8 protein-coding genes are annotated in these 12,726 nt (G+C 70.8%); all 8 read left to right on the plus strand.

The features are described 5' to 3' along the window. Positions 1-77 precede the first annotated feature (77 nt). The 8 genes from F1C12_RS17265 to F1C12_RS17300 all read left to right on the plus strand — a co-directional run bounded on the left by F1C12_RS17265 (position 78) and on the right by F1C12_RS17300 (position 12,708). Entirely contained in the window at positions 78-4,499 is a 4,422-nt protein-coding gene (locus tag F1C12_RS17265) for a DUF4082 domain-containing protein (protein ID WP_219732633.1), read from the plus strand. 67 nt (positions 4,500-4,566) lie between these two features. Beyond that, complete coding sequence (locus F1C12_RS17270; RefSeq protein WP_185276114.1) at positions 4,567-5,637, plus strand: Gfo/Idh/MocA family protein; 1,071 nt, start codon at positions 4,567-4,569, stop codon at positions 5,635-5,637. Further along, the gene (locus tag F1C12_RS17275) at positions 5,634-6,632 is read left to right on the plus strand and encodes an NAD-dependent epimerase/dehydratase family protein (protein WP_185276115.1); all 999 of its coding nucleotides are present in this window, start codon (positions 5,634-5,636) and stop codon (positions 6,630-6,632) included. The genes F1C12_RS17270 and F1C12_RS17275 overlap by 4 nt, the downstream gene beginning before the upstream one ends. Beyond that, positions 6,629-7,780: a DegT/DnrJ/EryC1/StrS family aminotransferase gene (locus F1C12_RS17280; RefSeq protein ID WP_185276116.1), complete on the plus strand. Its 1,152-nt coding sequence runs from the start codon at positions 6,629-6,631 to the stop codon at positions 7,778-7,780. The genes F1C12_RS17275 and F1C12_RS17280 overlap by 4 nt, the downstream gene beginning before the upstream one ends. Continuing rightward, on the plus strand, positions 7,777-8,406 hold the full coding sequence (locus F1C12_RS17285) for a NeuD/PglB/VioB family sugar acetyltransferase (RefSeq protein ID WP_185276117.1): 630 nt from the start codon (positions 7,777-7,779) through the stop codon (positions 8,404-8,406). Before F1C12_RS17280 ends, F1C12_RS17285 begins: the two co-directional genes overlap by 4 nt. After that, positions 8,403-9,506, plus strand: a complete 1,104-nt coding sequence (locus F1C12_RS17290; protein WP_185276118.1) for a DegT/DnrJ/EryC1/StrS family aminotransferase — start codon at positions 8,403-8,405, stop codon at positions 9,504-9,506. The genes F1C12_RS17285 and F1C12_RS17290 overlap by 4 nt, the downstream gene beginning before the upstream one ends. Positions 9,507-9,642: 136 nt before the next feature. Beyond that, positions 9,643-10,830 carry an L-2-hydroxyglutarate oxidase gene (gene lhgO / locus F1C12_RS17295; protein ID WP_185276119.1) on the plus strand — a complete coding sequence of 396 codons (1,188 nt, stop codon included), beginning with the start codon at positions 9,643-9,645 and terminating at the stop codon, positions 10,828-10,830. Between the two features lie 345 nt (positions 10,831-11,175). Further along, the gene (locus F1C12_RS17300; RefSeq protein ID WP_185276120.1) at positions 11,176-12,708 is read left to right on the plus strand and encodes a sugar transferase; all 1,533 of its coding nucleotides are present in this window, start codon (positions 11,176-11,178) and stop codon (positions 12,706-12,708) included. Positions 12,709-12,726 lie beyond the last annotated feature (18 nt).

Raw genomic sequence — 12,726 nt, forward strand, 5'->3', positions numbered from 1 at the left:
GGCCGAGCCGCCGGCGGAACGCGCTGTTCGCGACCGCGTGTGCGCTGGTGGTCGTCTTGTTCGCGTGGGTCAGTCTCGTGACGAGCCAGCCCGCGCGAGCGGACCAGGGCTGCAATGCCGCGGCGAATCCGATCGTGTGCGAGAACGCGCTTCCCGGGACGGACCCGTCGGTCTGGGACGTCAGCGGCTCCGGCGCCTCGGACATCCAGGGCTTCTCGACCGACATCAGCGTCAACATCGGCGGCACGATCGGCTTCAAGATCAACACGACCGCCAAGTCGTACACCATCCAGATCTTCCGCACGGGCTACTACCAGGGCCTCGGGGCGCGCAAGATCGCGGACGTCACGCCGTCGGCCACCCTCCCGCAGACGCAGCCCGCCTGCTACTGGGACCCGACGGTGGAACTGACCGACTGCGGCAACTGGGCGCAGTCGGCGTCGTGGACGGTGCCGCCGTCGGCGGTCTCCGGCGTCTACATCGCCCTGCTCCACCGCAACGACAACAGCGACGAGAGCCAGATCACCTTCGTGGTGCGCAATGACGCGAGCCACTCGGACGTCCTCTATCAGACCTCCGACCCGACCTGGCAGGCGTACAACACCTACGGTGGTTCCGACTTCTACCAGGGCGCCGCGAACGGCCGTGCCTACAAGATCAGCTACAACCGCCCGATCACCACCCGCGGTCTCAACTCCGGCCGGGACTTCTACTTCAGCGCCGAGTACCCCGAAGTGCGCTTCCTGGAGAAGAACGGCTACAACATGTCGTACTTCAGCGGGGTCGACACGGATCGGTACGGCTCGGAGCTGCTGAACCACAAGGTGTTCCTCTCCGTCGGCCATGACGAGTACTGGTCGGCGAATCAGCGCGCCAATGTCCAGGCGGCCATCAACGCCGGCGTGAACGCGCAGTTCCTCTCCGGCAACGAGATGTACTGGCACACGCGCTACGAGCCGTCGGTGGCCGGGACGCCCACGAACTACCGCACCCTCGTGTCGTACAAGGAGACCTGGTCGAACGCGAAGATCGACCCGACGGCCGAGTGGACGGGCACCTGGCGCGACCCGAGGTTCGCCTCCCAGGCCAACGGCGCGGGGCTTCCGGAGAACGGCGTCAGCGGCACGATGTACGTCTCCAACCTGACCGATCTCCCGATCACGGTCACGGCCGCGCAGGGGAAGACGAGACTGTGGCGCAATACCAGTCTGTCCTCGCTCGCCGCGGGGACGACGGCGGCCCTCGCGCCGCACACGGTGGGCTACGAGTCGGACGAGGACGTCGACAACGGGTTCAGACCGGCCGGCTTGATCGACCTGTCCACGGTGTCGGGGACCGTCCCGTCGTACATGCTGGACTTCGGCAACACCACGGGAACCGCCGTGACCACGCACCACGTGACCCTCTACCGCGCGGCGAGCGGAGCGCTCGTCTTCTCGGCCGGCTCCGTGCAGTGGTCGTGGGGCCTCGACGCCACGCACGACGGTGCGGGCGCGGCCGCCGACCCGCGGATGCAGCAGGCCCAGGTCAACCTGATGGCCGACATGGGCGCCCAGCCGGGTTCCCTGCAGTCCGGCCTGGTGGCGTCGACCGCCAGCACGGACACCACGCCTCCGACCGTGACGATCACCTCGCCGGCCTCCGGCGCCACCATCGCCAACGGGGCGTCGGTCACGGTGACCGGCACAGCCTCCGATGTCGGCGGCGTCGTCGCGGGCGTGGAGGTGTCCACCGACGGCGGGACGAGCTGGCACCCGGCGACCGGGACGACCTCCTGGTCGTACACCTACGTGCAGCACGGACTCGCCACGGCTGCGATCAGCGTCCGGGCGACGGACGACAGCGCCAACACGTCGACGCCGACCTCCCGTCCGGTCACCGTGACGGGACCGGCGTCGATCTTCGGCTCGACCGTGCCGGCGACCCCCGATGCTGGCGACGCGTCGGCCGTCGAGCTCGGGCTGCGGTTCACGCCCCAGCAGAGCGGCTTCATCACCGGGGTGCGGTTCTACAAGAGCTCGGCGAACACCGGAGCGCACACCGGCTCGCTCTGGGACAGCTCAGGCAACCGGCTGGCGAACGTCGCGTTCAGCGGTGAGACGGCCTCCGGCTGGCAGACGGCGAACTTCGTGTCGCCGGTCTCGGTCACGGCAGGGACGACCTATGTGGTGTCGTACTCCGCACCGGCCGGCCACTACTCCGCCCAGACCTACGCGTTCTCGTACCGCGGCCCGACGGACAACGTCTTCTCTGTCGCCGGCGGCTTCGGCGCCGCTCCGGCCGGGGTGTACTCCACGTCGGTCGGCACCTACCCGCAGGCGTCGTACGAGAGCTCCAACTACTTCGTGGACGCCGTCTTCTCGGCGGTCGACAACTCGCCGCTGGTGGCCACCGGTCAGTCGCCGCTGCCCGGGTCGTCCAGCGTGCCCCTGACGACGACGATCGGCGCCGTGATGTCGAAGGCCGTCAACCCGGCGAGCATCGCCTTCACGGTCAAGGACTCCCTCGGGAACACCGTGGCCGGCTCGGTGGGCTACGCCGCCTCCACGAGGACGGCCACCTTCACACCCACGTCGCCGCTGAACGGCTTCGTGAACTACTCCGTGGCGATGACCGCGAAGGACACCTACGGCAACGCCCTGACGTCGGGCGGATCGTGGAGCTTCACGACCGTCAAACCCGACCCGGCGCCCGGCGTCTGCCCGTGCGGCCTGTTCTCCGACTCCACCGTCCCGTCGATCCTGCAGGTGAACGACTCGCCTGTCACGCTCGGCGTGCAGTTCGCCAGCTCGGCGGCCGGCGCGGTCAGCGGCATCCGGTTCTACAAGAACTCCACCAACACCGGCACGCACGTCGGCACCCTCTGGAGCAGCACCGGCCAGCAGCTGGCGACCGGCACCTTCACCGGCGAGTCCACGGCCGGGTGGCAGACACTCACATTCGGCACGCCCGTGAACATCACGGCGAACACGGACTACGTGGTCTCCTACCGCACGACGACCGGCAGCTACTCTGTGACGCCCGGCGTCTTCTCCGGATCCGGAGTGAGCAACCCGCCGCTGGTCGCCGGCAACTCGATGGGCCGGTACACGTACGGGACCGGGTTCCCGAGTTCGTCGTCGACGACCAGCTACCTGGTGGACGTGGTGTTCACCAAGGCGCCCGATCCGGTGGCGGTGGTGTCCGAGTCGCCGGCGAACGGAGCGGTCGAGGTCGACCCGGCGACGGGCGTGTCCGTCACGCTGTCGACCCCCATCGCGGCCGGCTACACGATGGGCCTGACGGCGGGCGGGGCCGCCGTGGCGGGCACGGTCGCGCAGTCGACCGACGGCAAGACGATCACGTTCACCCCGTCGGCCGCCTTGCCGTCCGGAGCAGTGGTGACCGCGACGCTGTCCGGTGTGAAGTCCACCGGAGGGGCGACGCTCGGAACCCAGACCTGGTCGTTCACCGTGAAGGCAGCGGCGGTCACGCAGTACACGCTGCTGGGCAACGAGACGCCTGCCACAGCGGACGCGACCAACGACTCCTCGGCCGTCGAGCTCGGGATGAAGTTCACCCCGTCGCAGAGCGGCACGATCAACGCGATCCGCTTCTTCAAGGGGATCGGCAACGTCGGCACGCACGTCGGATCGATCTGGTCGTCGTCGGGGACCAAGCTGGCCTCGGTGACCTTCACGGGTGAGACATCGGTGGGCTGGCAGACCGCGCAGCTCACGACGCCGCTCTCCGTCACGGCGGGGACCGCCTACGTCGTCTCGTACTTCGCGCCGCAGGGCAACTACGCCTACACCGGAAGCTACTTCGCCCAGCCGAAGACCAACGGCCCGCTCACCGCTCCGGCCGGAGCGAACGGCCTGTACCTCTACGCGGCGGCCGGAGGCTTCCCGACGTACTCGTACGGCTCCACCAACTACTTCGTCGACGTGGTGTTCGCGCCTGCGGCCGGTAGCGGAACGACGACGACGGGCGGCACCGGTGGAACGGGCGGCACCGGCGGAACGGGCGGCACCGGCGGCACCAACCCGGCAGCCGGGGTCTCGATCTTCTCGAGCACCGCGACGCCGGCGAACAGCGCGGTCCAGGACGGCACGCCCGTCCAGCTCGGCGTAAGGTTCACCTCGTCCGCAGCGGGCACGATCACCGGCATCCGCTTCTACAAAGGCGCAGGAGACACGGGCACCCACACCGTCTCCCTCTGGACGGCGGACGGGACGCAGCTCGCGACCGCCGCGTCGACCGGAGAGACGGCGAGCGGCTGGCAGGACGTGTTCTTCACGACGCCCGTGACCATCACGGCGAACACCGAGTACCGGGCGTCGTACTACACGACCAACGCGACCTACGCGGCCGACGTCGGGACGCTGTCCAGCCCGATCGTGAACGGCCCGCTCTCGACGCTGGCCACCGGCGGGGCGTACGCGTACTCGACAGGCTTCCCGAACAACACGGTCTCGAACAACTACTGGGTCGACGTCAACTTCGTCGCGAGTCAGTAGGCGTTCACGCAAGCCCGGGGTCGTCGCCCGAAGGCGACCCCGTCGACAAGAAAGGTGCTGGGGGCACATGGAAACACAATTGCGAATCGCGGTGATCGGCGCCGGCTACTGGGGCCCCAACCTGGCCAGGAACTTCTCGGCCGGCCCCGACTGGCGGCTCGTCGCCATCTGCGACCTGGATCGCGAACGGGCGGAAGGTCTCGCCGCCCGCGTCGGCGGCGTCGACGTCGAGACCGACGTCGACGCGCTGCTGGCGAGGGACGACCTCGACGCCGTCGCCATCGCGACACCTGCCAGAACCCACCACGGCCTCGCCCTCAAGGCGCTCGCCGCGGGCAAGCACGTGATGGTGGAGAAGCCGCTCGCCGACGCAGGCGACCGCGGCAGGGCGATGGTCGCCGCCGCCGCCTCTCGAGGCCTCGTGCTGATGGCGGACCACACGTACTGCTACACCCCGGCGGTGCTGAAGATCCGCGAGCTGATCGAGGAGGGCGCGCTCGGCGACGTCCTCTTCATCGACTCGACCCGGATCAACCTCGGCCTCATCCAGCCCGACGTCGACGTCTTCTGGGATCTGGCGCCGCACGACCTGTCGATCATCGACTTCATCCTCCCCGGCGGGTTGCGCCCGAAGACCGTGGCGGCCCACGGCGCCGACCCGCTCGGCGCGGGCAAGTCGTGCGTCGGCTACCTCGTCCTCCCGCTGCAGAACGGCGCCATGGCACACGTGCACGTGAACTGGCTCAGCCCGACCAAGATCCGCCAGATGGTCATCGGCGGCACCAAGCGCACGCTGGTCTGGGACGACCTGAACCCGCAGCAGCGGATCAGCGTGTACGACCGCGGCGTGGACCTCGGCCTGCAGGCCGCCGACGGCGTCGAGCGCACCGCGGCGACCGTCTCCTACCGGCTCGGCGACACCTGGTCGCCCGCCCTCCCCGAGCGGGAGGCCCTGGGGCAGCTCGCGGCCGAGTTCGCCGAGAGCATCCGCAGCAGGCGCGCTCCGCGCACCGACGGCGCCGCCGGGCTCCGCGTGCTGTCCGTGCTGGAGGCCGCGACCCGCAGCCTCGCCGGCGACGGAGCCGTGGTCGACGTCGAGGACCCGGCAGACGCCCAGCAGCTGGCGGGTGCGCGGTGACCGCCCTGGACGGCGCCGACGTGCTCGTCACGGGAGGCGCCGGCACCATCGGCTCGCAGATCGTCGACCAGCTCCTGGAGGCGGGCGCCGCGCACGTCGACGTGCTCGACAACCTCGTGCGCGGCCGCCTGGCCAACCTCGACGACGCGCTGGCCTCCGGCCGGGTCACCCTCGTGCAGGGCGACCTGCGCGACCGTGACCTCGTGCACGACGTCACGCGCGGCAAGGACCTGGTCTACCACGAGGCCGCCATCCGCATCACGCAGTGCGCGGAGGAGCCGAGGCTCGCGCTGGAGGTGCTGGTCGACGGCAGCTTCAACGTCTACGAGGCGGCGGTCGAGCACGGCGTCGACAAGCTCATCACCGCGTCCTCCGCGTCGGTGTACGGCCTGGCAGAGGAGTTCCCGACGCCGGAGCGCCACCATCACCACAACAACGACACGTTCTACGGCGCGGCCAAGTCGTTCAACGAGGGAATGCTGCGCAGCTTCCGCGCGATGAACGGGCTGGATTACGTCATCCTGCGCTACTTCAACGTCTACGGCCCGCGGATGGACGTGCACGGCCTCTACACCGAGGTCCTGGTGCGCTGGATGGAGCGGATCGCCGACGGGAAGCCGCCGCTGATCTTCGGCGATGGCCTCCAGACGATGGACTTCGTCTTCACGCGCGACATCGCCAGAGCCAACCTGCTGGCGGCGACCGCCGACGTGCAGGAGGGCTTCTACAACATCGCGAGCGGCACCGAGACCAGCCTCCTGGAGCTGGCCCAGGCGCTGCTGGCGGCGATGGACTCCGACCTGGAGGTCGAACACGGCCCGGAGCGCGCGGTCAACGGGGTCACCCGCCGGCTCGCCGACGTCACCGCGGCGCAGCGCGACCTCGGTTTCACGGCGGAGGTGCCGCTGGAGGACGGCCTGCGCGAGCTGGTCGAATGGTGGCGCCCGCTGCGCGAGGAGATCGCGGCCGGCCGGGCGGAGCTGGTGACGTCATGAACCGGATCAACGTCATGAAGCCGTGGCTCGGCGAGGAGGAGATCGCCGCCGTCACGGAGGTGATCGCCTCCGGCTGGGTGGCTCAGGGCCCACGCGTGGCGCGCTTCGAAGAGGAGTTCGCCGCCGCGATGGGCGCGCCCCACGCGGTCGCGACCTCCAACTGCACGACCGCTCTGCACCTGGCGCTGGTCGTGGCGGGCGTGGGGCGGGGCGACGACGTGGTCGTCCCGTCCTTCTCCTTCATCGCCACGGCGAACGCGCCCACCTACGTCGGCGCGCGACCGGTGTTCGCCGACGTGGACGCCGTGACGGGCGACCTCACCCCTGGGTCGGTCGCCGCGGCGCTCACCGAGAGCACCCGCGCGGTCATCGTCGTCGACCAGGGCGGCGTGCCGGCCGACCTCGACGGCATCCGCGCGGTGTGCGACCCGAAGGGCATCGTCGTGATCGAGGACGCCGCCTGCGGCGCCGGCTCGACCTACCGCGGCCGGCCGGTCGGGGCGGGGGCGGACGTCACCGCGTGGTCGTTCCACCCGCGCAAGCTGCTGACCACCGGCGAGGGCGGCATGCTGACCACCTCGAACCGCGCCTGGGCCGACCGGGCCCGGCGGCTCCGCGAGCACTCCATGAGCGTTTCGGCGGCCGACCGCCAGGCGAGCATCCTGGCGCCGCAGGAGGAGTACACCGAGATCGGCTTCAACTACCGGATGACCGACCTGCAGGCGGCGGTCGGCATCGTCCAGCTCGGGCGCCTGCCGGAGATCGTCCGGCGGCGCAGGGAGCTGGCCGCGCGCTACGCCGAGCTGATCGGCGACATCCCCGGACTGCGGCCGGTCACCGACCCCGAGTGGGGCACCGGCAACTTCCAGTCCTACTGGGTGGAGGTCGAGTCGTCGTTCGGAGCCTCGCGGGAGCGGACGATGGAGGTGCTCGCCGAGGCGGGCGTCTCCGCGCGACGCGGCATTATGGCCGCCCACCGGCAGCCGGCGTACCGCGACGTGGACACCGGCTCCGTCCCGCTGCCCGTGACCGAGCGGCTGACCGACGGCACGCTGATCCTCCCGCTCTTCCACGAGCTGACCGGGGCCGAGCAGCTGCGCGTCGTGGACGCCCTCCGCGAGGCCGGCGAACTGCGGGGTGCGGCATGAGGGACCTCGTCCTGATCGGCGCCAGCGGGCTCGCCCGCGAGGTGATGGCGATGCAGCAGACGGGCGCGCGCGTGATCGGCGTGCTGGACGACGACCCGGGCCTGCACGGGCACAGCATCGGCGGGGTCGAGATCCTCGGCGGCGTGGAGCTGGCCGGGGAGCTCCCCGGCGCGCTGACCGTCTGCGTCGGCAGCGGCTCGGGCCGCAGGTCCGTCGTGCAGCGGCTGGCGGCGCTCGGCGTCGGGCCGGAGCGTTACGCCACGGTGGTCGACGACTCGGCGCGCCTGTCCGTCAACAGCCTGGTGGGCGCCGGCTCGATCATCCTCGCCGGCACCGTGCTGACCGCCGACGTGATCGTCGGGCGCCATGTCGTCCTGATGCCGAACTGCACGCTCACGCACGACGACATCGTGGACGACTTCGTGACGCTCGCGGCCGGCGTCGCGGTGGGTGGCGTGGTGCGGCTCGGCGAGGCCGCCTACCTCGGCATGAACTCGTCCATCCGCCAGCGGGTCTCCGTCGGCGCGGGCGCGACCATCGGGATGGGGGCCGTCGTGCTCTCGGACGTCCCGGCGGGACAGACCTGGGCCGGAGTGCCCGCACGAGAACTGGGGGTACGGCTGTGAGGGTCCCACTTGTCGATCTGGTCGCCCAGAACACCGAGACCGCGGACGACATCCGCACGGCGGTCGACCACGTGTTCGAGACGGCCTCCTACATCGGCGGCAGCGACGTCGGCGCCTTCGAGCGCGAATACGCCGAGGCCACCGGCGCCGGCCACTGCGTCGGCGTCGGCAACGGCACGGACGCGCTCGAGCTCGCGTTGCGCGCGGCGGGCGTGACCGCGGGCGGGGAGGTCGTCCTCCCCGCGAACACCTTCATCGCTACGGCGGAGGCGGTCTCGCGCATCGGCGCCGTCCCGGTCTTCGCGGACGTCGACGACGAGCACCTGCTCCTGGACCCGGCCGCGGCCGCGGCGGCGGTCACCTCCCGCACGCAGGCGGTCGTGCCCGTGCACCTGTTCGGCCAGGTGGCGCCGGTCGGGGCCATCCGGCGGGCGCTCGGCTCCACCGATATCCCGATCGTGGAGGACGGCGCGCAGTCGCAGGGCGCGGAGAGCGTCGACGGCCGGGCGGGAAGCCTGGGCATGGTCGCCTCCACATCCTTCTATCCGGGCAAGAACCTCGGAGCGGCGGGGGACGCGGGGGCCGTGACAACAGGCGATCCCGAGATCGCACGCACGGTGCGCGTCATCGCGTCCCACGGCAGCGAGAAGAAGTACGTGCACGAGCTGGTCGGCTTCAACTCGCGGATGGACTCGCTCCAGGCGGCCGTGCTGCGCGTCAAGCTGCGCCACCTCGCGGACTGGAACCGCCGCCGCAGGGTCGCTGCAGCGCGCTACTCCGCCCTCCTGGAGGGCGTGGCCGGCGTCCGGCTGCCGTCGAGCGCCCCGGGCAACCTCGACGTCTGGCACCTCTATGTCGTGCGCGTCGACGAGCGCGACCGGGTGCTGGCGCGCCTGAACGAGGCCGGCATCGGAGCGGCGATCCACTACCCGACGCCGCTGCACCTGACCGCCGCGTACCGCGACGGTGCGCCCGGGCGCGGGTCGTTCCCGATCGCGGAGGCCGCGGCCGACCGGATCCTGTCCCTCCCTCTTTATCCGCACATCACGGCCGACCAGCAGGAGTTCGTCGCGGAGGAGCTCGCGGCGGCGCTGCGTTGACCCCAAACCGGGGGTGATTTTCCCTCATTTTCGCTTCGCGGACTGGGCTTTTGCGGCGCTCGTCGCGATTATGAGAACTATTCATTTCCCTGGATCAGGGCGAGCGCTGCGTCACCGAGTCGTGCTGGAGGAGTCGATGGGCCCGAGCGTCGTCGTCGTGGGAGGAGGGATCCTCGGACTGGCGTTCGCGGCGCACGCCGCCCGCCGCGGAACCCGGGTCACGCTCCTGGAGAAGGAGGACGACTGGGCCGCCCACCAGACCGGCCACAACAGCGGCGTGGTCCACGCCGGCCCCTACTACCGGCCGGGATCGCTCAAGGCCAGGATGTGCGCCGCGGGGAACGCGTCCATGATCGCCTTCGCGCGCGACCACGACATCCCGCACGCCGTGCCCGGCAAGCTGATCGTGGCCACCGATGAGAACGAGCTCGACGGCCTGCACGAGCTGCACAGGCGCGCGGAGGCCAACGGCGTGCCGTGCCATCTCGTCGACGGCGTCGAGGCGTCCGAGTACGAGCCGGAGGTGTACGCCGTCGAGGCGCTCCGGGTCGAGACCACAGGCATCATCGACTACCGTGCGGTCTGCCGCGAGCTCGCCGTGATCGCGATGCGGCACGGCGCCGAGCTCCGCACCGGCGCGCGGGTCGTCGCCATCCACGATTCGGCCGACGGTGTCGTGGTGGAGCACGAGGGCGGGGAGGCCCGCGGCTCGATCCTGGTCAACTGCGCCGGGCTGCAGGCCGACCGCGTCGCGCTCCTGGCCGGCGTCGAGCCGGAGGTGCGCATCGTGCCGTTCCGCGGCGAGTACTACGAGCTCGTCCCTGAGCGCCGCGACCTCGTGAACGGGCTGATCTACCCGGTGCCCGATCCGCAGCTGCCGTTCCTCGGCGTGCACCTCACCCGGATGATCGACGGCTCGGTCCACGCCGGGCCGAACGCGGTGCTCGCCCTCAAGCGCGAGGGCTACCGCTGGCGCGACATCGACGTCCATGACGCGGTGGAGTCGCTGACCTACCCTGGCTTCCTGCGGATGGCGTCGCACAATCTGGAGACCGGTGTGCGGGAGGTCGCCCGGTCGCTCAGCCGCTCCGCGTTCGCGGCGAGCCTCGCCCGTCTCGTGCCCCGGATCGAGGCCAGGGACATCGTCCGGGCGGGAGCGGGCGTCCGCGCGCAGGCCGTCCGCCGCGACGGGACCCTCGCCGACGACTTCGTCATCCAGCGCTCGCGCCATCAGCTCCACGTCCTGAACGCACCGTCCCCGGCCGCCACCAGCGCCCTGGAGATCGCCGCGTACCTGTTCGCGGAGACCGGCGTCTCGGCCTGACGCGCTCGCGGGGGCACCCCCCCCGGACGGGGGATAGGTTCGGCTCCGAAAGCCGATGTATCCTCATTTTCGTAGAGCTGAGGAACAGTCATTTTTCTGATCGGACTCCGGCCCTGCACACCCGAATACACCTGTGAAACCCGATGAGCAGGGACGAGTTGTGATGCACGCGAGAACTCCAAGTCCATGCGCCGGTGCGGTCCGCCCGGCGCTTCTCCCTCCGGCCGTCCCCATGCACGGAGCCGGCGGCGGCAAAGTCGTTCGAGACCACGGCTTTCCCCCAGCCGCCGCCGGTTCTGTCCACCGCGCCCGCCACGGCGCCTCCGGCGAGGGAAGGGGAGAGTGATGACCGTCGTCCGTCCCCGAGCCGTCGCAGGAGCCGTCGGCGGCCGCTCCCGGCGCCCCTGGCGGCGCTTCGCCGTCGCCGGTGAAGTCGAGAGCCTCCGTCCGGGAGACGGCCGCCCCTGGGCGCACTCCTACCTGCTGCGGCTCCGGATCACCGACTCGGTCATCATCCTCGCCGCGATCGGCACCGCCTTCGTCATCCGCTTCGGCACCCACGACATCGCCGCGAGCGTCGCCGGGTTCCCCGTGCCCTACGCGCTCATCTCGCTCCTGATCGCACTGAGCTGGTCGGTCGCCCTCTCCGCGGGACACACCAGGGACGCGCGGGTCTGCGGCACCGGGCTCACCGAGTACCGCCGGGTGGCGTCCGCCAGCGCCCTGACCTTCGGGCTCCTGGCCATCGTCTTCCTGGTCGGCGACGTGGAGGTCGCCCGCGGCTACTTCATCCTCGCGCTCCCCGCGGGGGCGGTCGCGCTGCTCGGCAGTCGCTGGATGTGGCGGCGCTGGCTGATCGGCCAGCAGCGCTACGACCACTACCTCTCCCGCGCCCTCGTGGTCGGGGACCGCGACGACGTCGGCTACGTCGCCGCACAGATCCAGGCGAAGTCGGGAGCGGCCTACCACGTGGTCGGCGTCGCGACCGAGAACGCCGGCCGCGACCTGGTCGACATCGGCACCGAGCGCATCCCGGTCGTCGGGGGCCTGTCCGACGTGACGGACGCGGCGCGCCGTCTCGGCGTGGACACGGTCATCGTCGCCGGGCAGCCGCGCGGCGGCAGCCGGTACATCCGCGATCTGGGCTGGGCGCTGGAGGGCACCGCCACCGACCTCGTGCTGGCGTCGCGGCTGACCGACGTCGCCGGGCCGCGCATCCACTTCCGGCCGGTCGAAGGCCTGCCGTTGATCCACGTCGAGATCCCGCAGTTCGAGGGCGGCAAGCACATCCTCAAGCGGATGCTCGACGTCGTCCTCTCCGGCGCCGCCCTGGTGGTCCTCGCCATCCCGATGGTGATCGTGGGCCTGCTGGTCCGACTGGACTCGCCCGGGCCCGCCCTGTTCCGGCAGGACCGCGTGGGACGCAACGGCTCGACCTTCAAGATGCTGAAGTTCCGCTCGATGGTCGTCGACGCGGAGGCGCGGCTCGCCGAGCTGAACGACAGGAACGAGGGCAACGGGCTGCTGTTCAAGCTCAGGGACGACCCGCGCATCACCCGGATCGGCCACGTCATCCGCAAGTTCTCGATCGACGAGTTCCCTCAGCTGTGGAACGTGCTCGTCGGGGATATGAGCCTCGTCGGACCGCGCCCGCCGCTGCGGCGCGAGGTCGACGGCTACGAGAGCCACGTCCACCGCCGCTTGTACATCAAGCCGGGTCTCACGGGGATGTGGCAGGTCAACGGCCGCTCCGACCTCTCCTGGGACGAGAGCGTCCGCCTCGACCTCTACTACGTGGAGAACTGGTCGCTCACCGGCGACCTGGTGATCCTCTGGCGCACGGCTCGCGTGCTCCTGCATCCCACCGGCGCCTACTGAAGCGCCACCACCCGACTG

Origin of the sequence: Leifsonia shinshuensis (genome assembly GCF_014217625.1) — a bacterium.
Classification (GTDB): domain Bacteria; phylum Actinomycetota; class Actinomycetes; order Actinomycetales; family Microbacteriaceae; genus Leifsonia; species Leifsonia shinshuensis_A.